This window comes from Archaeoglobaceae archaeon (assembly GCA_038734275.1).
GTDB lineage: Archaea > Halobacteriota > Archaeoglobi > Archaeoglobales > Archaeoglobaceae > WYZ-LMO2.
This window is the reverse complement of record JAVYOO010000001.1, coordinates 139,113-162,605: the sequence shown is the minus strand read 5'-3', so window position 1 is coordinate 162,605 and position 23,493 is coordinate 139,113. Positions and strand designations below refer to the sequence as shown.

General features: G+C 42.3%; 26 protein-coding genes. 19 read left to right on the top strand and 7 right to left on the bottom strand.

All coding sequences use genetic code 11. From position 1 onward, the window contains the following. The 6 genes from QXI54_00850 to QXI54_00825 are packed head-to-tail and all read right to left on the bottom strand — an operon-like array spanning position 1 to position 6,434. Complete coding sequence (locus QXI54_00850; protein MEM0301702.1) at positions 1 to 1,359, bottom strand: cobyrinate a,c-diamide synthase; 1,359 nt, start codon at positions 1,357 to 1,359, stop codon at positions 1 to 3. Then, the gene (gene cfbD, locus QXI54_00845; protein ID MEM0301701.1) at positions 1,341 to 2,432 is read right to left on the bottom strand and encodes a Ni-sirohydrochlorin a,c-diamide reductive cyclase catalytic subunit; all 1,092 of its coding nucleotides are present in this window, start codon (positions 2,430 to 2,432) and stop codon (positions 1,341 to 1,343) included. Before cfbD ends, QXI54_00850 begins: the two co-directional genes overlap by 19 nt. Continuing rightward, the gene (cfbE, locus tag QXI54_00840; GenBank protein MEM0301700.1) at positions 2,422 to 3,801 is read right to left on the bottom strand and encodes a coenzyme F430 synthase; all 1,380 of its coding nucleotides are present in this window, start codon (positions 3,799 to 3,801) and stop codon (positions 2,422 to 2,424) included. The genes cfbD and cfbE overlap by 11 nt, the downstream gene beginning before the upstream one ends. A gap of 47 nt (positions 3,802 to 3,848) precedes the next feature. Next, entirely contained in the window at positions 3,849 to 4,598 is a 750-nt protein-coding gene (locus QXI54_00835; GenBank protein ID MEM0301699.1) for an ABC transporter ATP-binding protein, read from the bottom strand. Next, a complete protein-coding gene (locus QXI54_00830) occupies positions 4,591 to 5,334 on the bottom strand; it encodes an ABC transporter permease (protein MEM0301698.1) in 744 nt (247 codons plus the stop codon). The genes QXI54_00835 and QXI54_00830 overlap by 8 nt, the downstream gene beginning before the upstream one ends. Positions 5,335 to 5,384: 50 nt before the next feature. After that, positions 5,385 to 6,434 (bottom strand): ABC transporter substrate-binding protein, encoded by a 1,050-nt coding sequence (locus QXI54_00825; GenBank protein MEM0301697.1) that lies wholly within the window; start codon positions 6,432 to 6,434, stop codon positions 5,385 to 5,387. Between the two features lie 174 nt (positions 6,435 to 6,608). On the opposite strand from QXI54_00825, the gene QXI54_00820 reads away from it, so the two are divergent. Next, the gene (locus tag QXI54_00820) at positions 6,609 to 7,130 is read left to right on the top strand and encodes a helix-turn-helix domain-containing protein (protein ID MEM0301696.1); all 522 of its coding nucleotides are present in this window, start codon (positions 6,609 to 6,611) and stop codon (positions 7,128 to 7,130) included. Here QXI54_00820 and atwA read toward each other — a convergent pair. Beyond that, positions 7,127 to 8,863 (bottom strand): methyl coenzyme M reductase system, component A2, encoded by a 1,737-nt coding sequence (gene atwA, locus QXI54_00815; protein MEM0301695.1) that lies wholly within the window; start codon positions 8,861 to 8,863, stop codon positions 7,127 to 7,129. The genes QXI54_00820 and atwA overlap by 4 nt on opposite strands. Positions 8,864 to 9,006: 143 nt before the next feature. On the opposite strand from atwA, the gene QXI54_00810 reads away from it, so the two are divergent. From QXI54_00810 to QXI54_00725, 18 genes are all read left to right on the top strand, one after another. Next, the gene (locus QXI54_00810) at positions 9,007 to 10,497 is read left to right on the top strand and encodes a methanogenesis marker 3 protein (GenBank protein ID MEM0301694.1); all 1,491 of its coding nucleotides are present in this window, start codon (positions 9,007 to 9,009) and stop codon (positions 10,495 to 10,497) included. Then, a complete protein-coding gene (locus QXI54_00805) occupies positions 10,494 to 11,273 on the top strand; it encodes a methanogenesis marker 5 protein (protein MEM0301693.1) in 780 nt (259 codons plus the stop codon). Before QXI54_00810 ends, QXI54_00805 begins: the two co-directional genes overlap by 4 nt. A 4-nt stretch (positions 11,274 to 11,277) precedes the next feature. Next, positions 11,278 to 12,531: a methanogenesis marker 15 protein gene (locus QXI54_00800; GenBank protein ID MEM0301692.1), complete on the top strand. Its 1,254-nt coding sequence runs from the start codon at positions 11,278 to 11,280 to the stop codon at positions 12,529 to 12,531. Then, positions 12,506 to 13,060: a methanogenesis marker 17 protein gene (locus QXI54_00795; protein ID MEM0301691.1), complete on the top strand. Its 555-nt coding sequence runs from the start codon at positions 12,506 to 12,508 to the stop codon at positions 13,058 to 13,060. The genes QXI54_00800 and QXI54_00795 overlap by 26 nt, the downstream gene beginning before the upstream one ends. Continuing rightward, the gene (locus QXI54_00790; protein ID MEM0301690.1) at positions 13,057 to 13,941 is read left to right on the top strand and encodes a methanogenesis marker 7 protein; all 885 of its coding nucleotides are present in this window, start codon (positions 13,057 to 13,059) and stop codon (positions 13,939 to 13,941) included. Before QXI54_00795 ends, QXI54_00790 begins: the two co-directional genes overlap by 4 nt. A 174-nt stretch (positions 13,942 to 14,115) precedes the next feature. After that, a complete protein-coding gene (gene mtrE, locus QXI54_00785; protein ID MEM0301689.1) occupies positions 14,116 to 15,009 on the top strand; it encodes a tetrahydromethanopterin S-methyltransferase subunit E in 894 nt (297 codons plus the stop codon). A gap of 2 nt (positions 15,010 to 15,011) precedes the next feature. Next, the gene (mtrD, locus tag QXI54_00780; protein MEM0301688.1) at positions 15,012 to 15,701 is read left to right on the top strand and encodes a tetrahydromethanopterin S-methyltransferase subunit D; all 690 of its coding nucleotides are present in this window, start codon (positions 15,012 to 15,014) and stop codon (positions 15,699 to 15,701) included. After that, positions 15,698 to 16,507, top strand: a complete 810-nt coding sequence (mtrC, locus tag QXI54_00775; GenBank protein ID MEM0301687.1) for a tetrahydromethanopterin S-methyltransferase subunit C — start codon at positions 15,698 to 15,700, stop codon at positions 16,505 to 16,507. The genes mtrD and mtrC overlap by 4 nt, the downstream gene beginning before the upstream one ends. Beyond that, positions 16,504 to 16,800 (top strand): tetrahydromethanopterin S-methyltransferase subunit B, encoded by a 297-nt coding sequence (mtrB, locus tag QXI54_00770; protein ID MEM0301686.1) that lies wholly within the window; start codon positions 16,504 to 16,506, stop codon positions 16,798 to 16,800. The genes mtrC and mtrB overlap by 4 nt, the downstream gene beginning before the upstream one ends. A 1-nt stretch (position 16,801) precedes the next feature. After that, on the top strand, positions 16,802 to 17,530 hold the full coding sequence (mtrA, locus tag QXI54_00765; protein ID MEM0301685.1) for a tetrahydromethanopterin S-methyltransferase subunit A: 729 nt from the start codon (positions 16,802 to 16,804) through the stop codon (positions 17,528 to 17,530). After that, on the top strand, positions 17,527 to 17,727 hold the full coding sequence (locus tag QXI54_00760; protein MEM0301684.1) for a tetrahydromethanopterin S-methyltransferase subunit F: 201 nt from the start codon (positions 17,527 to 17,529) through the stop codon (positions 17,725 to 17,727). Before mtrA ends, QXI54_00760 begins: the two co-directional genes overlap by 4 nt. 6 nt (positions 17,728 to 17,733) lie before the next feature. Further along, a complete protein-coding gene (gene mtrG, locus QXI54_00755) occupies positions 17,734 to 17,961 on the top strand; it encodes a tetrahydromethanopterin S-methyltransferase subunit G (protein MEM0301683.1) in 228 nt (75 codons plus the stop codon). 4 nt (positions 17,962 to 17,965) lie between these two features. Beyond that, positions 17,966 to 18,901: a tetrahydromethanopterin S-methyltransferase subunit H gene (gene mtrH / locus QXI54_00750; protein MEM0301682.1), complete on the top strand. Its 936-nt coding sequence runs from the start codon at positions 17,966 to 17,968 to the stop codon at positions 18,899 to 18,901. 9 nt (positions 18,902 to 18,910) lie between these two features. Beyond that, positions 18,911 to 19,315: a sirohydrochlorin nickelochelatase gene (gene cfbA, locus QXI54_00745; protein MEM0301681.1), complete on the top strand. Its 405-nt coding sequence runs from the start codon at positions 18,911 to 18,913 to the stop codon at positions 19,313 to 19,315. Between the two features lie 52 nt (positions 19,316 to 19,367). Next, the gene (locus tag QXI54_00740; GenBank protein MEM0301680.1) at positions 19,368 to 20,663 is read left to right on the top strand and encodes an FAD-binding oxidoreductase; all 1,296 of its coding nucleotides are present in this window, start codon (positions 19,368 to 19,370) and stop codon (positions 20,661 to 20,663) included. Beyond that, entirely contained in the window at positions 20,660 to 21,826 is a 1,167-nt protein-coding gene (locus tag QXI54_00735; protein MEM0301679.1) for a (Fe-S)-binding protein, read from the top strand. The genes QXI54_00740 and QXI54_00735 overlap by 4 nt, the downstream gene beginning before the upstream one ends. A gap of 21 nt (positions 21,827 to 21,847) precedes the next feature. After that, a complete protein-coding gene (locus QXI54_00730) occupies positions 21,848 to 22,582 on the top strand; it encodes a DUF169 domain-containing protein (GenBank protein MEM0301678.1) in 735 nt (244 codons plus the stop codon). A 5-nt stretch (positions 22,583 to 22,587) separates the two neighbouring features. After that, on the top strand, positions 22,588 to 23,454 hold the full coding sequence (locus QXI54_00725) for a radical SAM protein (GenBank protein MEM0301677.1): 867 nt from the start codon (positions 22,588 to 22,590) through the stop codon (positions 23,452 to 23,454). Positions 23,455 to 23,493: the final 39 nt, after the last annotated feature.

Below are 23,493 nucleotides of genomic sequence, written 5' to 3'. Positions count from 1 at the left end.
TCATTTTCTTTTATAATTCTTACACATTTCCAAGAATCTTCGAGGCATTCTTGGGTCGGAAAACAGCACATGCATGTAGCTCGCAAGACAGTTGTGTAGGATGATGCCATCTCTTTTTCCATCTATCCCATAACCTCTTTCAAGTTCATAAGCGTATTTCAAATCCTCTGCCGGATCAAGGTAGGAATAATGAAACTCATGACCAAGAATCGTGTCGTTTTTAAGTGAGACTACATTATCCCGTAAAACTTTTGCTCGAGTGTAACCCAGAAATCTTTTTGAAACGTCCAAAACCACATCTGCGGAGACTAAACCCACTCCTTCAAATTCTCTCCCATAGGCAATGATTCTACTACACAAAAACATAAGTCCTCCACATTCCGCATAACATGGACATTCATCTTCTATTTTCTTTTTTAAAGACCTCATAGTTGCTTTGTTAAACTCTCCTCCGTATATCTCGGGATACCCGCCACCAATCATGAAGCCGTCGATGTCTTCAAATGACTCGCTCTCGAGAGGACTAAAAAACTTCAGATTCGCTCCAAAAGATTTCAGATAGTTCAGATTCTGCGCATAATAGAAGTTAAAGCACTTATCAAATGCAATTGCCACATTTACATCAAATTCCTCATTCTTAGCTTCTTCATCGACTTCTGATAATTCTTCAGCTTCTTCAGCTATTCTTAAAAGTTCTTCAAGTTCCAATTTCTCCTCTACAACTTCAGACCACTTTTCTATCCTATTTTCAACTTCTTTTTCGATTTCTTTAACCGTAATAAGTCCAAGATGCCTCATTCCGATTTCGAGCTCCTTTTTTCTTGGAATGACACCCAAAACCTTTATCTTTGCTAGCTCTTCGACTGCTTTTTTTGCCTTTAACTCATGACTTTCACTTCTTGCTGAGTTCAATATAACTCCTTTAATGTTGGCATTAAAAAGCGAGACGAAACCTTTTGCAATTGCTGCTGAACCCATGTTTAATCCCCGAATGTCTATCGTGAGCAATATTGGAGCTTTCAGTATATTCGCCACAGAATAAGTGCTACCTTTCAGACTCAAAGGATCCGAAGAATCGTATAAACTTCTCACACCCTCTATTATTGCTATATCTGCCTCATTACAGTATTTCTCAAAGTCTCTCAAAATCGCTTCCTCGCTCATTAGCCAAGAATCAAGATTTACAGCCTTTCTGCCAGAAGCAAGACTTAGATACTGGGGATCTATAAAGTCTGGCCCTACTTTAAAAGTCTGAACTTTGTAACCCCTCTTCCTGAGTGCTCTTGAGATTCCGCATGTTAACATTGTTTTTCCACTGCTGCTGTTTGAAGCCGAGATTACTATTCTAGGGATCCGCATAATGCTCTTATTGCATTTCCCAAATGAGATTGCACAATCTCTCTCTTGCCAAGAACGTTTATGTGAGCGCCCTCCTCATTGACAGTTCTTTTATATCCCAGTTCTCTAAGCCTTGTCATTGTTCTCTCTCCAGAAGATACACCGACTGAATATTCAAATTTTGTTGGTTTTAAAGCTTGGGGTATTCCGAGAACAATTGCCGAAGTATAATCAAAGCTATCTGCTAATTCAAGCGCTTTGTCTGCGGAGTATGCGTATTCATCGAGAGATCCGCTGAAATAGTCAATCTCTACACCATTTTCGTTTAGTTGTTTTAGAATATTCTTCGCATCCTCTCTTACCTTTGGCAACCCTCTGCTGTCTTCAAGATTTGCTATCACGCCAAATTCTCCTCCAAACCTTTTTCTGGCACTGTTGATTGCAAGAATAATGTCCGCATATAGGTATGCTGTTTCTTTTTTTGCGTTAAGTATGACGAGCAAACCTTCCCTTAGTTTTTCAAGGATCTCACCAGCAACCTCTTTTACTTCATCACCTGAAGTGGGAGCAATATATCCGGGAATAGCAACACCACGTTCTTTTTCGACTTTGCTCGCCATTTTAAGGATTCTAATTTGCCTTTCAAGTTCCTCTTTGTCTATTATACCAAGCTTAAATGCGGATTCAACCACCCTTATCGCCCCTTCAGTGTTATCCCCGCATCCTGAAACGTTTGCACAAACAACCTTCGCCGGTATTCCTGCTTCAGACACCTCTGCTTCGATGTCTTCGCCTATGATTGTCGTGCAACAAGTTCCTACAACGCCGATTATCTCTGGCTTAAAATCGCTGTAAACCGCATCAAGCACTTCTAAAAGTTTCTGCTTTCCCCCGAGCACGACATCGAAATCGTTCATTGATGTTGTAAAGATCTTTACTCCATCTCTTTCAAGCAATCTCAAAGCCCTGAAATTGCATCCTGAAGGCCCATGCAAGATTATGTGCCTGCAATTAAGGTCTCTGAGTGTGTAGAGAGCCGCAGCTATCGGATTTGGCCTCGGATGGACTGCATATGGTAGGCTTTTAAGCTTCATTACTGAAAAATAAGATTATGGGATTATTAAACCTTGCTGAAAGCTTTTCTACCTCATTTTTACTTAATTTTTCAAAGAAAAGGCCATTGACCCCAAGTTCTATAAGCTTCTTCCCCAAGGCTCCACAAAGCAAGATCAAATCAATTTTTCTACTTTTTAGCTCATTTGATAGCCTATTTGTGTCTATTATTTCGCAAGTTGCCTTTTCAGATCCAGAAAGAACAACAACTAACGCATCAAAATATTTGCCTCGTTGAGATAGGGCTTGCTCTACTGCTGTCAATATCGCTGGCGCATTAATACCTCTATTGGAACAATCTACCAAAATTCCCCTCTCAGCCCTTTCTACAATTGCTCTTCCCTTTACTCCTTTAAACCCCATTAAAGACTTGCATACCTCATCAATTTCTAACTCCAAAGAAGCTGCCGCAGTTAAAGCAGCGAGAGCGTTGAGTATATGAAATCTACCAAAAAGAGAATCTTGAAGTCTAAATTCAAAAGATGAAGTTATTTTTTTACCAGAGATTGTTGAAAGACCATCTATCACACCTTCTACTTTATCACCGAGCTTTTCCACCCTAACCTCTTGTCCTCTTTCGATACCATAAATATTGGATGGGCCAAAAAATGCGTGAGAAAATTTTCTTGTCAGGTTATCCCCGTTCAACACAAGGATTCCGTTTTTCATGTTTATAGCCATTTGCAGTTTGCTGTTAAACGCATTTCTAAAAAAAGATGCTCTGTAATTTTCATAAATCCCTGTTAGAATTCCTATGTCCCCCGCTCCAGTCCCTCCAAGGGATATTTCAAAGATAGCGCTGTCAAAATCAAATTCCTGAGCAATTCTGTAAGCTCTCAAAGCATTTGCCGGGGTTATACTAAGACCTTTTGCGAGTGATTTCTCTCCTGAACTGTTAACAATCCTCGTGCTTAGACTGTCGTGGATTAGAACGGTTTTTCCGGAATCGGATAATATTTTTGAGAGCATGTTCGCAGTTGTGGTTTTCCCATTCGTCCCAGTTATTTCAATAATCCTAACTGAGCCCTTCAACTCTGAAAGTATTATCCCGACAGTTCTTGCATGGCTAATAACAGGAATTCCAAGCTCGAGTGCGGTTTTAAAAATCCTCATTTCAGGATCAGCATGCTGAACAACAATGACGTCAAAATCCTCTACATTTAGTTCTTTTTCTTCAGAAAAAACCTTAACTCCGATCGAGATCAATTTTTCAACTTCATCTTTTTTCAAAGTCCTGTGATTATCAAAAGCATAAACCTCACAGTCTCTTTTGATCAATTCTTCGCATATCACTTTTCCCCCATGGGTCATGTCTACAACAAGAGTTTTGCAATTAGTTAGAGGGCGCATGGAATGGCTAATCGCATAGAAATAAAAGATTTCTGATTTAGTCTAAATTAACCCTGAATTAGCTTGAAAATTCTTGCCCTTAGATTAATAAATTCCTTCGAAAATCTGTCACGCGGTCTTTCAATGTCTACATCAACTAAGTCGAGAAGTTTTGCTGGTCTTTTTGAAAGCACAGCTATTCTGTCCGCCATGTATACTGCCTCCTCGATGTTATGGGTTACATAAATAATCGTCTTTTTTGTTTCCTGCCATATTCTAACAAGCTCTGTTTGCATCAGGTTCCTTGTTTGTGCGTCGAGAGCACTTAAAGGCTCATCCATAAGCAGTATGTCTGGTTCACAGACAAGGGCTCTTGCAAGAGCGACTCTTTGCCTCATACCACCAGAAAGCTCATGCGGATATGAGTTCTCAAAGCCTTCAAGCCCTACCAACTTTATGAATTTCTTAGCTTTTTCTAAAGCCTCTTTCTTTGGAGTTTTTCTTATTTCAAGTCCAAACAAGATATTTCCAAGAACTGTTCTCCATGGGAATAAAGCATAATCCTGAAAAACCATTGCACGATCCTGTCCCGGGCCCGTGATACTTTTTCCCCGAAGCAGAATTTCTCCCTCATCCTGCTTTTCCAATCCAGCAATGATCCTAAGTAAAGTAGTTTTCCCACATCCACTTGGGCCAAGAATGCTTATAAACTCACCTTCTTTAACATCAAAGCTAACTCCGTCTATCACCAATAGCTTTTTTTCCTGACTGTTGAACCATTTCCTTATGTTTTTGATCTGTAGCAAGATCTCACTCAACCACGAATCCCCTCCTCCAACTCAGCAACCGATCTTCTGCAAGTCTGTAAATTCTGTCGAGTATTAAGCCGATAATCCCTATGGCAAGCATATAGGAAATCACGACATCAGGGGAATGGTAAAGTCTTGCAAGCTGTATTTTGTAGCCCAAACCAAATTGCGAGACACCAAAGAGCTCTGCTGCAACAACACACATCCATGCAACCCCAGAACCAACTCTTAATCCATTGAAGAATGCTGGCATCGAAGCGGGAATAATCACCTTTCTGAGCATTGTGCTGGTTTTCGTAGCTCCAAGCGTTAAAGCAGCTTCCACGTATTTTTTCTCCACCGAAGACACACCATACTTGGTGTTAAGCAATATTGGAAATACTGCCCCTATGAAGATTATGAATGCCGCAGCTGTGTGTGTTAGCTTGAGAAGCAATATGGCTATCGGAATCCAAGCTATGGGTGGTATCGGGCGAATAAGCTCTACGATCGGATAAATTAGTTTCTCCACAGTCTTGGACCACCCCGCAATAAGCCCAATGGAAAATCCAACAATAATAGCGGAAGCAAATCCGAGAGCATAGTGATAAATGCTGTATGCCATGTCTGTAAGCATTTGAAATCCACTATCCGCAAATTTCGGGTCTCCAAGGGTTAATTGGATAAAAGTTACAATAACCTTAGAAGGTGGAGCCAAGACAAATGGGTTGCTGATAAAGATCCAGTAGTAAGCTTCCCAAAGCACCAAAAAAATCCCAATTGAGAAAAAGAAAATAAAAAAGTCTTTGACCCTCATCAACTTAACCCTAATTCATTTTTCAGCTTTGGCACCAATTTCAAAGCCTCTTCGTAAAGGCTTGGATCCACAACATTTTCTGGAGTGACTCTGGCAGGGTTTCCAGAAGCGTCCTTCGTAATCTTGAGTTCATATTGGGCTTCACAAAGCATATCAAGACCCTTTATCCACTCTTTATTCCTCGGATCGGTTTGCAGATTTGTGCTCCCTGGGAAAGTATCCGCAACACGTTCATTTACATTCAGCCACTTTATAAGTATTTTCTTTATTTCCTCCTTGTTCTTTGGATCCTTCGCATACTCACTTGCAACAATGTGCAGAGCTAAAAACTTTACAGCAACTTCTCTATTTTCCCTCATGAAGTCCCCGCGCATTAAGACAACACAGCATGGGTGATTTGGCACTATTTCTGGTGAAGTTGCCACGATCTTTCCGTAACCCTCAATTTCTGCCACATAACCACTTGGATCTGGAGCAAATCCAAAATCTACTGCTTTAGCCTTTAGAGCCTCTCTTATTTCTTCAGGACCTCCAGATTTAACTTCCACTTTTGAGATTTCGACTCCACTGTCTTTTAGCCATTTCATGAGCATGGTATGCTGAATTGAACCTGGTGGAAATGTCATTACTTTCTTTCCCTCGAGAGACTTTGCACCTCTGTATTCTGCTTCAGGAATAATTGCAATTAGTGAAGAACCTTCTGTGTTTGCAACCGCAACGATTTTCGCATCAAAGCCTTTGGATAGCAACGAAAGAGGTGGTGCAGCACCAACATAAGCTACTGTATGCTCACCTGCAGCAAATGCTTCCATCTGTGGTGGTCCAGATGGAAATGGGGTTGTTTTAATTTTTGCTCCGAGCACTTTTTCGTCCCAACCCTTCTCAACGATAACAAACAAAGCTACATGATGCCAACTTGGCTGATAACTCACCTTTATTTCCTGTAATTTAGTTTCAGCTGGCTTTTGCTCCTGAGTTAGGCAAAAGGCAAATAACGCCAGAAAGGCCACTGTTGCAAACAGCAAATAAGTCCCCGCCTTCATCTCCATCACCTCTAAATAGAGCGGAAAAAGTCAATTTAACTTTTTCCATTTTAACCATATGTTTATCCTATTTAGGCTAATTTAAGTAATCAATGTTCCCTTTTGTGTAAATTTTAAGGATAAAAGAGAAAATTTTCCTAAAGAGGAAAAATTTTTAGTTTGTAACCCAGGAGTGTATTCGTGAATGTGGATGCTCTGATATCTTCGCTTATCATGAGCGAAAATTTTGGGGAAAAGCTTGAGGAAATAGTGAAGAAAAAATTAAAAATGAATATAAGGGAGTTTGCTAAAGAAGCTGGAATTCCACAAAGCACTCTTTATAAGCTTCTTTCAGGCGATAGAGAGCCTAATTTGACCACGTTGAGAAAAATTGTAAAAACAATAATGAAAATTTCGAAAGAGTCTGAGGACTTCATAGCTGTTATAGCCTCCAGATCCGCCCTGAATCAATTAACGAGCTATGAAGTTGAGATTGGAGCCAAAAAGGTAAAAGTAAGGGAATATCCCGCAAACTCATTTGACGAAGCGGTAGCTTCCGCAGTTAAAGCAGAAAGAGATGGTGCAAAATCGGTTGTTTGTGCACCAATATTGAGCCCAATTCTCGAGAAAATCCTGAGCGTTCCAATTGTTACTATTATCCCAAAAAACGATCTGATTGAGTCAATCAAAATCGCTGCAAAAAAGGGATTTTCACAAACTTAACCGACTCCACAACCGCCCCTATCTGCCTTTTCTATCATGCCCTCTTCTTCTGTTGTTGAACTAACTTCAATAGTTCCCGCAAATCTAAGCTCTAAATCAATTAGCCTCTTGATCATGTCCTCAGGAGAACCTATCCCCTCAAGCTTACCATTAAGCATTATCGCAACTCTATCGCATGTCAGCTTTGTGAACTGCATATCATGGGAGATTATTACTATGGTTGTCTTGAAGTCCCTCCTAACCCTATTGAGTGTCTTCGCAACCTCAACCTTTGTAAGAGGATCCATTGTTCCCGAAGGCTCATCCAAGATCAGAATTCTTGGCTCCCGAATCATCACCTGTGCCAGAGCTACTCTATGTCTCTGCCCCTCGCTAAGTTCGTCTGGAAACTTTGCGAGTATTGATTCCGCCTCTTCTTCCCTAAATCCAATGTTGGTAAGAATATCAAGAGCCCTTATTCTTGCAAACTCAGATGGTAAATCCAGGCTTATGCAATCTGTAAGATTATCAAGCACTGTTCTGTGAGGATAAAGACTGTATTCCTGATGCAACAAACCTATATAAGGAGTTGCTCTACCCCTGCCTGTAATTCCAGGAGTTCGCATGTCTACCCATTCATCGCCAATTCTAACGTAAACTTCACCACCAGTAACATCTACAATTCCTGCAATGATTCGGGAGAGCGTTGTTTTACCTGAACCGCTAGGACCAAGAATTCCAAATATTTCACCTTCTTTTACTTCGAAAGAGACGCCGTCCACAGCTTTAACCACTCCTCTGCTCACAGAGTAATAATATTTCCTAACATCCTTTAGCTTAAGAATGCTCTCTTCCAATTTGAATTGAGGCTTAAGCTCCTCGACACTTACCTGGGCAAGGAATTTCTGAATGAGCTCTTTTGGCTCTCCCTCTGCAATAATTTCACCATTTTGAAGCCAGACCACTCTATCGGAAAGCTCTTGTATGACTTCAGGAATGTGAGAAGTCAGGATAAGTGTTTTTTTAGCATTCTTAATGTATTTCCTTAATGCCTCGAGTATGATTCTCGTGTTTTCAGGGTCAAGAGTCCCTGTGGGTTCGTCTGCCAACAATATAACCGGGTCTATGGCTATTTGTCTTGCAAGTATTACCCTTTGTTTTTCTCCACCACTGAGATCTCTTGCAATCGTTAAAAGTCTGTGTCCAAGATTTACTGCTTTAAGAAATTCCATAGCTTTGTTTACAGCGTTGTTAGAATACCCTGCCTTTTCAATTATTTCAAGTCTCCTCGTTGCGCCAAATGGCATTTTTGACTCGCTTTCTGAGCTGATTATTGCCTCCATTACGTTTTCTAGTGCAGATTTTTCGCTAAAAAGGGCAAAAGTTCGTTGTAGCATAATTCCAACTCTTTTTCTAATAGCAGAAGCGAGTTCTTTGTCTTCAAGTTTCCAAATGTCTATCTCCTCTTTTTTCAACTTCCCTCCACATCTCGGACAACTCTGGCCATTCTTACTTGGCAGATCTACCCAGTAGCAATTATAACATACAGATAATATGTAAATAACCCTACCTTGTGTTGGCTGATAGTCCTTGTATCCTCTAATAAGATGAATAAGAACAGATTTTCCGCTACCGCTCACCCCAATAACGCCAAGAGTCTCTCCTTCTTTAATACTCAGATTGATATTTTTGAGAACAAAATTATCGTCAAATTTTTTTGAAACATCTTCAAGTCTGACAATTTCTTCAGCCAATTTTCTTCACCCCCAGTGCCAGGCTCAATTCACGTGGAAGTATTTATCTTTTGCTAAATTTTTACAGTCGCTTAAGTTATCGAAATTTAAAAGAGAGGGAAACAATCGAATGGGTTAAATACCAAGTTACAAAGATTCTGGAGATGAAAGTAAAAGTTAACGGCAAAGAAGTTGAAGTATCCCAAAATGCAACCGTTAAAGATGTGTTGGGCGACGAAGCACATCTTGTGGTTATAGTCAGAAAGATAAAGGATTACGAGAAACATTTCGACACCTTCAAGCTCAAGATTGGTAAGGAGAGTATAACTATCAAAATAGAGAATCAGGAACTATGGGAAGCAATTAAAGAGAAGCTTTCCGGAGTGGAAATTGTATGGAGAACTAAAAGGCTCCTTGCTTTTGGTCCTTTTTCTTGTGATCTTAAATGTTCTCAAGTTCAGCACGATTACGAGCCGGGAGAAGTTATTCTTAGCTTCGCCGGCGGAAATGCAGAGAGTGCGTATTTGATTTTCGCAATCACTCGCTATACTCTCAACCACTTTACAATAGGAGATGGAGTGATTGCAAGAGTTATAGAAGGATTTAAGGCACTCCGACTTCTTGAAATTGGTGAAAAAATAGAAAAAATTGAGCCTGTAGCTGGAAAAGAGGGTTTCAAGGGAATCAGAATTAGGGCCACCTTGGATCATCCGTTGATGGATGGCGACGAAATATACTCCCATGTAATGGTGAATTTGCTGAGCTCGACTCCTTATGCTTCTGAATATTCAATGAAAGTTTTTGAGAGAAATTCTTGGGTAGAAGAGGTTACAAACACGTATGTCAGATTTAAAGGCATAAAAGGTTTAAGTATCACTGAGGAAAACAACGAGAAGAGGTTGAGAGGTTCGGTAACTGTTAGGAGAAATGGAAAAAATGCCGGTTCAGTTTATGTTTATTTGAAAGATAGAATGCCGCATAAAGACCACTGTATAGTTGGTTTTGTCAACAATGGGCTTGAGCTTTTGGATGTAGCCCAAAAAGGAGACAGAGTAAAGATTATCACCAACCCCGTGAGAATCGATGTAGTTGGGTTGACACAGAAAGAAGCAGAATGTTTACTTGCACAGAAGGGTTTTAAACATATAAGGGAAGGAGATATAGAAGACGAAGCCATCGTTGTCTCCCAGATTCCAGAAACGACTTTTGAAGTTTTTTCGAGGGGAGAAGTCGTTACTTTCGGAGTTAAATCAAATAAAATAGTAAAAGTAAAAATTTTTGACGAATCAGCTCCAAAGACAGCACTTTATTTTAGAATTGCTACAGGCCTTATTAGTAAAAAGGTTGGAAAAATTCCCGTGTATTTTAAAACCAGAGATCTCGTTATTTTCAAACCAACAATCTCGTTTGAGGAACCCCTGATCCCTGAGAATTTACCAAGGGATTTGGTCAAGGCTGGAGAGATCGGGGTTACAAATATGTCAAGAAAGCATGCCGGACTGATTGGTGTTAGGTTTAGCGATAGCAAGGAGTTTGGACCTACTGCAGAACGTTTTGAGTCGACAAATCTCGTTGGTAAAATAGTGGAAAATTTTGAAGTCATAAAAGAATCCAAAGAAGGTTCAGAAATCTATATCATGGAGGTGCAAGAATGAAAGTTCGGTATCTCGTTTTATCTCCCCATGCTGGTATGAACCCCGAAGAACTCGTTTTCAGGATACTCGATTTGAATTTCGATGGAACAGTCAAGGAGACATGCTTTGGAGCAATTGTTGAGGGAGAGGAGAGAGAAGTTGATAGAATTGCTGAGACATTAAGAAAAGAATATTACTACATCTTTTCCAAGGAGAGAGGTTATCCCATAGGCGATAAAAGAATCTGCAGAGCCCAACGCGGAGGGGGAGCGAGAACAGGTTTTTATCAGATTGAATACGAGTTGGAGTTTTTACCGCTCATATCGGAAGCTATAAAGGATCTTAAATTCGAGAAAGCTAAAAAACCGAAGAATGTTATAGTGCATCCTATAAACAGCCTGATTTTAGCGGATCTAATTGAGAGATGTGGACACAAGCCCTTAACGATGATGTCAGAAATCGGAAAGCTCGTAAGGAACCCAGAGATCGATGCACCACCGAGAAACATAACCACAGATCACGTGGTTAAAGGTCTAAAGTATGCATCTATAGAAATGCCTTCTGGCATAAGGGGAAGGCTTGGAGTATGGGATGAGCTTATCGAGAATGCTGAGGCAGGTATAATTGCCAACTACGAATACGCATTCGGCTGTGCTGGCTGCACACATAATGATGTTCTGATCTACTTAATAAAAGCAAAGAAAATTCCTTATGTATGGCTTAACCTTCCAAAGACCCACGAAGAGGCAAAGGAATTTGTTGGCAAGATCTATGAATTTTTAAGCACTTTGGGGTGATGAGATGGTAAAAGTTGCTTTAATTTCATGCGGCGCGGAATACAGCGGTGTATACCATGAGATTGAAAGGGCAATTGAAATGGTTGGCGGAGAAGTCGTTATCCCGGAGACAGATCTTCAGGATGTTAAGGAAGTTGACGAGGAATTTGGGATTATTGTGAAAGGTGGGGATTTAAAGCTGATGATGGCAAGGGCAAAGTCGGTTGCTGAAGATCGATGTGATGCGGATGCGGCGTTTGTTGCAACATGCTTTAGATGCGCTGAAGGGGCTCTTGTTAGAAACGCGGTTAGGAAATATCTTCAGGATGCTCGAATTCCTGTTGTTGCATATTCCTTTACTGAGAGAAGCAAGGCTGGAAATTTCCTGCTCAGAATGGAAGCTCTTGTAAATATTGTCAGAAGAAAGCACTTGCTTGCGAGAACAAAACATGAAGGGCTAACTGTTGGTGTCGATTCAGGATCAACGACGACGAAGGTTGTGGTAATGAGAGATAATGAAATCATTGGTGCCGCTTGGCGTCCTACGGTTGACATAATAGAGACCGCAGACAAAGTGCTCGAAGAAGCTCTAAGAATGGCAGGGGTTAAGCTTTCAGAAGTTGAAGTTATTGGAACTTCTGGTTATGGCAGATTTTTGATAGGAAAGCATCTAAATGCAGGTATAATCCAAGATGAGATAACTGTGGGAGCAAAGGGTGCAACATTCCTTGCAGGTAAGCAGAAGGGCGATGCAACGATCCTTGACATCGGTGGGATGGATAACAAGGCAATCACTGCTCATGACAGCCTGCCAGACAGCTTTACTCTCGGTGGAATCTGTGCAGGCTCATCTGGAAGATTTTTGGAGACAACTGCAAGAAGACTTGGTGTCGATATTATGGAATTCGGTGAGATGGCAACAAGAGGAGATTACAGAAAAATAAAGATGAACTCCTACTGCATAGTCTTCGGAATGCAAGATCTTACCACTGCACTTGCAGGAGGAGCTAAGGCTGAAGACGTTGCCGCTGCAGCATGTCGGAGTGTTATAGACCAAATCGTTGAGCAACAGCTTCAAGAAATAACACTCAGAGCGCCCATAATAGAAGTTGGCGGAACTTCATTAATTAAAGGGCTTGTTAAGGCTGTTAGAGAGGCTCTTGGCATGGAGGTAATTGTTCCCAAATATTCGCAATTTGCAGTCGCCACTGGAATAGCTTTTGTCGCTTCAGGGGCGAGGGAGGAGAAGGGATATGAGATTAGTAGTAGAGTCGCCTGATGAAGAGGGTAGAATCGCTTACGAGAGGACTATAAACACGGTTCTTAGCGAATCAACGATAAGGGGGTCCATAAAGGGCGTGCGTGTTTATGCGGACCCCAAAGAACCTGTCTTTATTCTGATCCTACAGCTCGCTAAGTCGAGCGGAGTCATTAAATTTTCAGATGCGGTCGCACTGAAATTCGTAAAAGATGGTGTTATTGCGGTTTGTGAAAATGATAAATTTATGCCAGAGGTCTTGAGGATATTATGGGAAAAATTCGGGAATGAAAAAGTTGAGCAGTTGAGTAGATATGAGATCATGGTAAGGAATGGAATTAGTGACGAAATTCTCAACGCAATTGTTTATGATCCAGAAAAGGAACTTATGGCTGGTTTAATGGATTTAATTCTTCGGATAATTCCCGAAGGGTTTAGAATTCGCCGTTATATTCGAAAGGATAATCTTCTGGCTGTGATTGCGTCAGAAGACCCTATAAAAAGTGATTGGATCGAAAAAGCCATAAGAATGATGGAGGAGAGCATATGATACCACTAATCTTTAACGGAGGTGTTTACGGCCACCAAGAATTTGAAGAACTCGTTTATGACCTTGGTGGTTTTGTAATCCAAAAGAATTTTGCTCAAACAGAAGTAACAATATTCTTCATCGTTCCTGAAGAAGATCTGGATAGAGTAAAGGAGAAAGCTTTAGAATTAAAAGCTGAACTAAAAAACGCTCCTTTGGCTGGCTCGGAAATAGCGGTAGTGGTTCCAACAATTTCGATCTATCACTTGCCTCATCACTCATGTGATGTAGCGGAATATCTACGCAGAAAAGGGGCAAAGACCAACATGATTGGCTTGTCGAGAGGTGTCGGAAAAAGACTTGCAAGGCTTACCGCATTTGAGAGAGATCTAATAAATGAACATGACGTGGCAGTGTTCCTATTTGGAAATTTTAAAGAATGTATTAATAAAAAAATTAAAATGTTAAAAGAAATAACAGTTCCCGTTGTGGCTACGGGTTTCCCAAAGATAACAGCTCCAGAAGGAATAGAATACGTTCCAAATTTGGGTAGAATCGTCGGAAAATTCAGTAAAGAGAGCGATATCGAGCTTTTGGAGAATGTTGCAAAAGCTGTAGAGAGGATTGTCGATAAAAGGAGAAAACTATTCGATCGCTTTGAAGTCCCGCCGTATTATCTAAAAAGCGAAGTTGAAAACCAAATTCCAGAAATAAACGAGATTACTTCACCAGCACCAATCACAGTTAAGCTCAACGGCCTCAGAATTAAACTACCGTATGATAAGTTTGGAGATAAGATTAAAAACGTAAAAATTCTTGATTTTAAGCTTGGAGACATTTGTGAAGTTTTTCCTTCTGTGGTAGAAGGACACACGATCGTAAAATTTGCAGGAGTTTTCTAATTTTTCCGTTTTCATTATATCATGAAAAATGAGGTTCATATCTATATATAATGAATAATTTTACCTTGTGAAAAAAAAAAGAAAACATAATATATGGCGAAGTAGAGTTGCACCCCAGTTCCGGGAAGTTCCGGAACTAAGTGAATAAAAAGAGAATTTAACGGAGGGATAAAAATGGACGTAAGCACGGGATTGGGGCTTGTTGCACTTATGGGTGCAGCAGCTACCATTGCGGGAGCAGCAGAGGATCTTGAAAGTGATGTCGGTTCTCAGAGCAATCCAAACTCACAGGTTCAGTTAGCTCCACAGGTAGGAGTTCTGCACAGAATTTTCAACAAAGCAATTTCTGGAGAGCCACCCGCTTATGCCTTCTACTCGAGCATCGCCGCGACTGTTGCATGGATTTTAATGAACGCAAACTTCAACATAATCGCTGCATTTGCCATTGGAGCCTTTGTTGCGTCGATCTTCCATGGAATTTATGCAAGCACCGCCTACATGGGTAGACTTGCAAGCCAGCGCAGATATGGACAACCAATCTACTTGGACGTGATCTACAATCATCTACCGCCAATCATGGCTCATGGCTTTATTGCGACGTTCTGCATTCTCGGGCTCTCTTATATACTGTGGGCTTACTTTGAGCATCCGTTCCCGTTTGTGTTGCTTGCATTCATTTGGGGCATAACGGTTGGAGCAATTGGTTCCTCCACTGGAGACGTGCACTATGGTTCTGAGAGAGAGTATCAAAACAAACCATTCGGCGCGGGTCTGAATGCCGCACTCTCAGGCAAGATCGTTACCAAAGCAGAAATTGGAACAAGGAGCAGTATAGACAATGCATGGTTCTGTGCCAAGTTTGGTGGTCCAGCAACGGGAATAACGTTTGGTCTTATCGTATTCTTGGATAACTGGAGAACACTCGTTTTTGATGCGTTCTGGGCAATCATCGCTGGCTTTGTGATCGTTGCACTGCTGATCGTGGCAAATAGGCTTCTCGAAGTATGGGCAAGGAAAAATTATGGACCATATCCTGAGAAGCTTGCAATGCTTGAAGGAGGTGCTTAAAGATGGATCCAATAACAATCATTATCGGGCTTATAATTGCGGGTATTCTGATCGTCATCGGTGTTCACTTGATCCCAGTCGGTGGAGCGCCAGCTGCGATGGCAATGGCTACTGGAGTTGGAACAGGAACGGTTCAGCTCGCAACTGGAGCGGGTTTGACAGGCTTAGTTAGCGCGGGCTACATGTATCACTTCGCCGGAGTTCCAATGAGCTATGTTCTGTTGAGCGGTGCCATCGGAAGCATGCTCATGCTAGGCATTACGATGCTAATAGGAAACGTCATTTACATTCTTGGTGTCGGTGTTCCGCCAGTGTCTGCAAAGGTTAAGTTTGATCCGATAACAAAAGACAGACAGGACATCTATGTTTCTCCAGGCACAGAAGGACATGGAGTTCCAACAGTTTCGTTCGTTAGTGGAATCATCGGGGCATTCTTTGGAGGAATTGGAGGTGCTTTGACCTATGTGTTGCTTAACGAACTTGGCATATCGCCAGCAATTTCAGCTTTCATTGCGATAGGCTTCTTCTTGGCTAATGCGGTTCTTGCAGCATACAACATTGCGGGAACAATTGAGGGGTTCCATGATCCCAAGTTCAAGAGATTGCCAAAGGCTATTGTTTCAAGTCTGATCGTTTCGGGCTTCATAGCGGTAATTCTCGTTCTTAGCTCTGTTGGAGGTGTAAAGCTATGACCGTCTCCTCATGCAGTGCTAAAGCGGGAGCGGTGGAAGAGAAGAAAATCTCAAACAACCTTATTGCGGTCCTCGGGATCGTTGGATCGCTCGCTGGGATCTATGTCGCATCGATGTTCAACTTCTTGGCATTCGTTGGGGGAGTGGCAATAATCCTTGCGACACTCTGGGGCGCTAATGGAGTAAGAACTGTGGCTAAATACGGCATTGGCACTGGAGTCCCTTCGGTTGGTATGGTTGCCCTTGGTGGTGCGGTTGCAGCGGTATTTGTAGGGATTTACCTAACAAGTAAAACCGTTCTACTTGCACCTGTCGTTGCTCTTGTCCTTGCATTGCTCACGGGTTTGCTCATAGGCATTTCTGCAAGATACATTCTGAAGATGAACATCCCAGTAATGGTTAGATGCATGACAGAGATCTGCGGAGCGGGTGCTTTGCTGATCTTGGCTCATGTAACAACCATAACCGGATCATTCGAACTTTTCCACTTAAGAAGCATCTCAGAGACTGGCATAATAATGATGGTCTTTATAGTCGGAGCTCTTGGAATTCTTCACCCATACAATGCCTGTCTTGGAGCGGACGAAAGGCAAGGAAGAACTCTAAAGCTCGCTTTGGCGACTGGAAGCGCTCAGGTGGTCTTAGCAGGAATAGCTTCGCTTTACTTCATAGGGCTACCAGGATTTGTAACCTTGCTTTTCGGAACTCTTGCATGGTTCGTAACCTACAGCATCTTCGTGAAAACCTCGTTTGAGGAGGGGATTGTTTTCAACACAGGACTTATACCGGAGGTTGAGCATAAATGACGTTCGCAAAAATTTCTTCTGAACCGGGTTTAGTGCTCGACGCGGTTCGTGGTGTGCTCGGGGAGGAGAGAGAAGATCTGATCTTCTACCCGCTGTCTGATGTCGAAGAAGCGGTGAAGAAGCTCGAAGCGATTGCAGATGATCTCGTAAATTCTTTGGATCCACTGAAGAACTTCAAAGCCTCATATCCTGGAAGAGATAAAACGCTATACTATGCTGGCATGACAACAGGGGTATTCTATGGCCTTATTGTTGGGTTGATCATCGCATTTCTCATTGCATGGGTGATGTAATATGGTGAACAAAGTTGAGCCTGCTGCGGGATGGCCGAAGATTAAGGGAGAATACATGGTCGGCGATCCAAAGAGCTGTGTTGTCGTAGCAACTCTTGGAAGCCACTTGGATGAAAAGAAGCTCATTGAAGCTGGAGCAGGAATGGCTGGAATCTGCAAAACAGAGAACATAGGAATTGAAAAAATGGTTGCAAACATAGTTGCAAATCCAAACATAAGGTTCCTGATCCTCTGCGGAGCTGAAGTTACCGGGCATCTCACTGGAGATGCAATTGTAAAGTTACACAAAAATGGTGTAAAGAACAACAGAATCGTTGATGCAAAGGGAGCAATACCGTATATTGAAAATTTGCCAAATGAGGCAATAGAGAGATTCAGGAAGCAAGTAGAGATCGTTGAGATGATTGGTGTCGAAGATCTTTCAGCAATAATCTCAAAGATAAAAGAATGTATCTCAAAGGATCCCGGAGCTTATCCTGAACCACCAATGGTTGTGGAAATTAAGGAGGAGGCAAAAGAAGAGATCGCAGAAGGTGAAATTTACCCAGTGCCCGGTGAAATTGCAAACATCGAATCCTGGGTAAGAGACATTGAAGGTAAAGTCAAAGAAGTTGCTCTGCTAAACAAGTTCTCTGCAGGAGTCTATGCGGGCAGATTTCAGGGATTCTGGATTGGATTTACCCTGGCTATGTTTGTTCTTGGTTTATTAATGTGGAGGGTGGGCTTATGAGCGGATTTCCAAAGATCATGAAACCAAAAGCTTTGAAAATCGACGAAATTATAAACAGAACGGATTACAGTGCACAGCTAATTGCAAGAGCTCAGAAGCTCGAGTCAGGAATCAACATGGCAGGAATCACAGGGTTTGTTCTTGGACTCCTGATGGCTGTGCTTCTTGTTGTAATCCCATTGCTCTGGCTGGGGTGATCGAAAATGGATAAGAAAGAGAAGGAAATTCCGAGAGCTTATGTTGACACCGCTGAATACATGGCTCTATTAGAGAGAATAAAGAAGGTCGAAGAGAAAGTAGAATTTTTCCAGGCAGAAGTGACACAGCAGGTTGGAAAGAAAGTCGGTAGAGACATAGGAATACTCTATGGGCTTGTTTTTGCCCTGATTCTGGTAGTTATTTACCTTTTGCTGAAATCACCTTGGGGGTGAGAAAATGTTCAAATATGAAAAGGAGCAGAAGGTTTTTGAATTTGGAAAGATAAAGGTTGGCGGTCAGCCGGGCGAATATCCGCCAGTGCTTGTCGGAACAATCTTCTATAAGGGGCACAAGATCGTGAGCGATGACCACAAGGGAGTATTTGACAAGCAAAAGGCTGAAGAGCTATGGAAGATGCAACAGGAATTCTCTGATCTGACTGGGATCCCATGCATGCTCCAGATCGTTGGCGAGTCTGCAGAAGCTATGGAGAAGTATATTGAATGGTTCAGCAACATTGCAGACGCTCCATTCCTTATTGACTCAACGGATCCTAATGTGAGAATACATGGAGCCAAATTTGCAACTGAAATCGGTGTTCACAAAAGAGCGATTTACAATTCAATAAATCCAAGCTTGACTCCGCAAGAAGTTGAAGCTCTCAAGAACAGCAAGATCGACTCAGCCATTGTTCTTGCTTTCAACCCGACTGACAACACGGTAAAGGGCAGACTTGACATTTTGCAGAAGGGCGGTGCAGGATTGAGCAAGGGTTTGCTTGACATCGCAAACGAATGCGGAATTAAGAGAATCCTGATCGACGTCGCAGCTACACCGCTCGGAGCGGGGGCGGGAGCGACTTTCAAGGCGGTAATGGCAGTCAAGGCAAAACTTGGATTACCCGCTGGCGGTGCACCGCACAATATTCCTTCTGCATGGCCATGGATCAAGAAGCTGAAGAAGGAGAAGAAGGAGGTATTTCCACCAGCAGACATTGGCTCCAATTTGATCATGCAGATGCTTGGAGCCGACTTTCTGCTCTATGGTCCAATTGAGAATGCACCAATGATCTTCCCGAGCACAGCAATGGTCAGCATAATCGTGGCAGAAGCTGTTTCCGAACTCGGAATCTCTGTGCAAGCCGAGACCCATCCAATCAAAAGGCTTGTGTAAGGTGCAGGAATGAAAGACATTGTTGCTTTGCTCATAGGACACGGAAGCAAGCTCGAAGTTCAGAAAAAAATGATTGAAAGGCTTGCAGAGACTATAAGGAATAAAAAAATTTTTGCAGATGTATGCTACGCTTTCATGAACGTCAATAAGCCAACAATTCGGGAAGCTATGACCGAGATTGCGAGCAAAGGTTATAGAAAGGTCATAGCTATTCCCGTATTTCTTTCTGACGGCATTCACACGACTGAGGACATACCAAGAGAGCTCGGAATTGAAAATGGCATGCGAAAGGGCATAGTTGATTTCAACGGAGTGAAAGTTGAGCTATGGTATGCAAAAACCATAGGCTACGATGATAGAATTGCGGAAATACTCATTGAAAGGGGGAAGGAAGCGGTTGAGAATTCGGAGTAATTTTCCAGATATACTTATCTTTTTTGCAACCTTATTTTTGTGAGGTGATGAAATGAGTGAGGTTAAGGAAATTCCCAAATCTGAGTGGGCCTTGCAAAGATATCTGTATACTCGAGACATTTCGAGTGCTCCTGTGATCAATCTACTTTTGAAGCAAGTTGATGTTATCTACCAGCCAAGAGACGAAAAAGAAGTAATAGAAGTTTTAAGGATCGCTGAAAAGGAGGGAGCAACGGTAGTTCCAAGGGGAGCGGGCACTTCGGGTTATGGTGGCGTTTTACCCCCAAAAGATATAGCACTGTTTCGTCTCTCCAAGAGAAAGACGATAATGATTGATTTCACGAGGATGGACGATTTTGAAATTGATGAAGAAAAGCAAATTGTTGTATGCTCCCCGGGAGCGGTTTGGTGGGATATTGAGAAGAAGTTGAACAAGAAAAATCTTACGCTTAGAGTTTATCCAACAAGTGCTCCTTCTTCAACTGTTGCTGGATGGATCGCTCAAAACGGTTATGGGGTTGGAAGCCTCAAATACGGCGGGATTGCTGACAATGTTGAAAAGCTCAGGATTGTTGACTTCAATGGGGCAAAAGAGGTTGAAGGAAAAGATCTGAAGTATTATATCGGAATGGAAGGCATAACTGGACTAATAACGAAGGCATGGGTAAAAGTTAAGGAAATGGAAGATATGAAATACTACGGATTCCATGTTTCTGCTAAGGAAGCAAACAAGATCGTTTTCGCTGGCGAGCATTACGCAGGTCTTTTCCTCGATGCAGGCTACGTTAAGCTGAAAAACGAGGCTTTTGGCACAGAAATGCCAGAAAAGGATGTTTTGATGATAGCAACGACAGAAAAGCTTGACGGAGACGAAAGCCTTGGTGAAGAGATCTGGGAAAAGAGATTCTACCCTATGAGGGTTAGAAGACTTGGTCCTGGATTGGTTGCTGCTGAGAACGTCCTGCCAGCAGAATCGATTCCCGCTTATCTCAACAGGCTTAACAAGATGATAAAGAAACCACATGGTAGTGAAATCTGGTATTCAAAAGGTAAGAAAGGGGCGGTGCTGACATTCATACCCTCCGACGAGAGAAAGTTCATTGGCTACACAATGACTTGGCTAAACAGCATCCGAGCTCTGAAGACTGCGAAAAGAATGCGTGGTGTTCCTTATTCCACGGGCTTTTATCTTAGTTCTGAGGCAAAGCTTCTGCTTGGAGATGAGCTTGACGAGATTATGAGATTTAAGAGAACTGTCGATCCGAAAAATCAGCTAAATCCGGGTAAAGTTTTGCCTAAGGGGGCAATGGCTATGATGATGAAAATTGCTCAGAAGGTGATCCCATGAAGCTTGAAAAAGAGTTAAACGATATGGTAACAGCTTGTGCTCAGTGCTTCTACTGCAGAGTTTGTCCAGCTTTTCAAACATTGAAGTGGGAGAGCGTTTCGCCAAGAGGAAGAGTTTACATGCTAAAGGGACTGCTAAAGAAGAAGATTAAGCTCGAGCCACAGCTTGTAGAAGACTTTTACAAGTGCACCACCTGCGGGGCATGCGAGGAGCAATGTCAAACTGCGCTAAAGCTTGTAGAGCTCTGGGAAGCAGCAAGGCACGAGTTTGTTAAAGAAGGACTTGCACCACTTGCAGTTCACAAAAAGCTTAGAGAACTTGCACAGAAAACTGACAACCCCTACGGAGAGCCAAAAGAAAAGAGAGAGGAGTGGATTAAGGGCTACAAGTATGAAGACAAGGCAGAAATCATGTATTTTGCGGGATGCACAGGAAGCTTCAGAGCGGTTGAGCTTGCAAAGAACACTGTTGACTTATTCAATAAAGCGGGGCTTAAATTTGCATATGCGGGCAAGGATGAGTATTGCTGTGGATCGCCATTCCTCAGAACTGGGCAAAGAGATTTGGCTTACGAGTTATTCAAAAAGAACTATAATGAGTGGAAGAAGAGAGGTGTGAAGACAATCGTTTCAAGCTGTGCGGGATGCTACAGAACAATACTAATAGATTATCCAAAGATCGCAAAGGAGCTTGGCTTGGAGTGGAATTTCGAAGTTATGCACACATCACAGCTTGTGAACAAGCTAATAAAAGAGGGAAAGATTACTCCGCAGAAGTTGACAGCAAAGGTGACGTATCACGATCCATGCCACCTTGGAAGGCATACGAAAGTTTATGAGGAGCCAAGAGAAGTGATAAAGGCAATAGGTGCAGAATTGGTTGAAATGGAGAGGAATAGAGGAGAATCGTTCTGCTGTGGTTCTGGTGGAGGAGTAAAGTCGCAGTTCAAGGATCTTGCGGGAGCCATCGGCAAAAACAGGATTGAGGAGGCAAAGGAAACTGGCGCAGAGTATCTTATTTCCTGCTGTCCATTCTGCAAGTATCATCTCAAGCAGATGGCTGAAGAGCAGGGAATTCCAATAAAGGTGGTAGATCTCGTAGAAGTCGTTAACAACCTTGCAGTCAAAGGCGAATATAAAGGCAATGACATTCGCTGTGCTTAATTTTTATTTTTGGTGATCTAAATGGAGATTGCGGAGCTAAGAAGCAAGGCAAAGGAGCTGAGAGAAATTCTTGGTTTGAAAAGCTATGTAGTTGGAGTTAAAATCTCTCCGAAAAGGCTTGAGGTTAATGCCAAAAGGCTAAAGGGCTACAGATACTGTCAAGCTCTAATGCAGGCAAGAAAGGGCGAGCATGTGCTTCTTGGAAAAGAAGAAATTGGTTGTGCAGCATCTGCAGACATATTTGGATTTAAAGAGCTTCCAGAAGGTTTTAAGACTGGAGAGCATTCGCTCAAGATCGGAATTTCAAAGGAGCCTGAAGTTGGAGCAAAGATCTATGGAGATGTGGAAAAATTCTCCGCTGGAGAAGTTGAGGACCTATACTTGTTCCCGCTTGAAACCGCAATAATGGAGCCAGACGTTGTTATTGTTGAAGACCAGCCTGAGAAGCTAATGTGGATCATGCTTGCTTATGTTAACGCAATTAAGGGCGAAAGAGTTGAGCTCAACACAGCGGTTATGAGAGCAACTTGTTTGGATTGCACTGCAATTCCCTATAAAAGGCAAAAAATAAACCTCAGCTTTGGCTGTTTTGGCTGTAGAATGGCTACCGACATAGCAGACGACGAAGCTTTGCTCGGATTTCCATTCAAATTCTTTGAAGAGATTGCAGACTACGTGAAGCACTTCTCAAAGAATGCAATTCCAAGTGCAAGAGATAAAAAGGCTTATAAGGCACTTAAGGCTAAGGAAGGCTGAGAGAAATGAAAGAAGAGACGTGGGACAAAGTCGGAAGCAAATTTGCCCATCTGACCTCTGCTCACCCCTGCTACAGCCATGAGGCACATTTCAAGTTTGCACGAATTCACCTGCCTGTGGCGCCAAAATGCAACATCCAGTGTGGCTACTGCACAAGAAAGATTGACAAATGCGAATATCGCCCGGGAGTTTCTGCATGCATTGTGAATGCTGAAGAAGCTTTGAAGAGAGTTGAAGAAGCTCGAAAGAACTATCCGCTTAAGGTTGTTGGAATTGCTGGTCCTGGCGAAGTTCTCGCAAACGAAGAGTCCTTTAAGACTCTCAAGCTTGTTCACGAAAAATATCCCGAGCTTATTCTCTGCATAGCAACAAATGGACTTCTTTTGGCTGACAAAATTGAAGAGCTTAAGAGATTGAACGTCAAAACGGTCACGGTGACAGTCAATGCTCTCGATCCAGAGATTGGGGCAAAGATCTATGAATGGGTCGAATACAATGGTAAAAGGCTTAGTGGTGTTGAAGGGGCAAAGTTTTTGATCGAGAAACAGCTTGAAGGAATAAAAGCTTCAGCTGAAGCGGGAATGGCTGTGAAGGTGAACACAGTGTTAATTCCCGGGCTTAATGAAGGCGAGATTGAAAAGATTGCGATTGAGGCTAAGAAAAGAGGAGCTTTTATAATGAATATAATCCCCCTTATCCCGCTCCACAGCTTTAAGGACTGGAGAAAGCCAACTTGCGAAGAGCTTGAAAAGGCAAGGGAGGTTGCTTCAAAGCATTTAAGAGTTTTTAGACTTTGCAGACAGTGCAGGGCTGACGCATGCGGAATTCCGGGAAAGGAGAAAGCTGTGGGTAGCACCTACTTCCATGGTTAAATTATCTCTTTTATCCTCCAAGCCACGAATAGCCAAGAG

Excerpts from the sequence above, each read along its gene's own strand:
- QXI54_00810 (MEM0301694.1), top strand. The coding sequence starts at position 9,007 with ATGAAAGTAAAAGTTAACGGCAAAGAAGTTGAAGTATCCCAAAATGCA.
- QXI54_00735 (MEM0301679.1), top strand. The coding sequence starts at position 20,660 with ATGAAGCTTGAAAAAGAGTTAAACGATATGGTAACAGCTTGTGCTCAG.
- QXI54_00805 (MEM0301693.1), top strand. The coding sequence starts at position 10,494 with ATGAAAGTTCGGTATCTCGTTTTATCTCCCCATGCTGGTATGAACCCC.
- QXI54_00740 (MEM0301680.1), top strand. The coding sequence starts at position 19,368 with ATGAGTGAGGTTAAGGAAATTCCCAAATCTGAGTGGGCCTTGCAAAGA.
- QXI54_00850 (MEM0301702.1), bottom strand. The coding sequence starts at position 1,359 with ATGCGGATCCCTAGAATAGTAATCTCGGCTTCAAACAGCAGCAGTGGA.
- QXI54_00825 (MEM0301697.1), bottom strand. The coding sequence starts at position 6,434 with ATGGAGATGAAGGCGGGGACTTATTTGCTGTTTGCAACAGTGGCCTTT.
- mtrD (MEM0301688.1), top strand. The coding sequence starts at position 15,012 with ATGGATCCAATAACAATCATTATCGGGCTTATAATTGCGGGTATTCTG.
- mtrG (MEM0301683.1), top strand. The coding sequence starts at position 17,734 with ATGGATAAGAAAGAGAAGGAAATTCCGAGAGCTTATGTTGACACCGCT.
- mtrH (MEM0301682.1), top strand. The coding sequence starts at position 17,966 with ATGTTCAAATATGAAAAGGAGCAGAAGGTTTTTGAATTTGGAAAGATA.
- cfbD (MEM0301701.1), bottom strand. The coding sequence starts at position 2,432 with ATGAAGCTTAAAAGCCTACCATATGCAGTCCATCCGAGGCCAAATCCG.
- cfbA (MEM0301681.1), top strand. The coding sequence starts at position 18,911 with ATGAAAGACATTGTTGCTTTGCTCATAGGACACGGAAGCAAGCTCGAA.
- QXI54_00795 (MEM0301691.1), top strand. The coding sequence starts at position 12,506 with ATGAGATTAGTAGTAGAGTCGCCTGATGAAGAGGGTAGAATCGCTTAC.
- mtrE (MEM0301689.1), top strand. The coding sequence starts at position 14,116 with ATGGACGTAAGCACGGGATTGGGGCTTGTTGCACTTATGGGTGCAGCA.
- mtrC (MEM0301687.1), top strand. The coding sequence starts at position 15,698 with ATGACCGTCTCCTCATGCAGTGCTAAAGCGGGAGCGGTGGAAGAGAAG.
- mtrB (MEM0301686.1), top strand. The coding sequence starts at position 16,504 with ATGACGTTCGCAAAAATTTCTTCTGAACCGGGTTTAGTGCTCGACGCG.
- QXI54_00790 (MEM0301690.1), top strand. The coding sequence starts at position 13,057 with ATGATACCACTAATCTTTAACGGAGGTGTTTACGGCCACCAAGAATTT.
- QXI54_00725 (MEM0301677.1), top strand. The coding sequence starts at position 22,588 with ATGAAAGAAGAGACGTGGGACAAAGTCGGAAGCAAATTTGCCCATCTG.
- mtrA (MEM0301685.1), top strand. The coding sequence starts at position 16,802 with ATGGTGAACAAAGTTGAGCCTGCTGCGGGATGGCCGAAGATTAAGGGA.
- QXI54_00760 (MEM0301684.1), top strand. The coding sequence starts at position 17,527 with ATGAGCGGATTTCCAAAGATCATGAAACCAAAAGCTTTGAAAATCGAC.
- QXI54_00800 (MEM0301692.1), top strand. The coding sequence starts at position 11,278 with ATGGTAAAAGTTGCTTTAATTTCATGCGGCGCGGAATACAGCGGTGTA.
- QXI54_00730 (MEM0301678.1), top strand. The coding sequence starts at position 21,848 with ATGGAGATTGCGGAGCTAAGAAGCAAGGCAAAGGAGCTGAGAGAAATT.
- cfbE (MEM0301700.1), bottom strand. The coding sequence starts at position 3,801 with ATGCGCCCTCTAACTAATTGCAAAACTCTTGTTGTAGACATGACCCAT.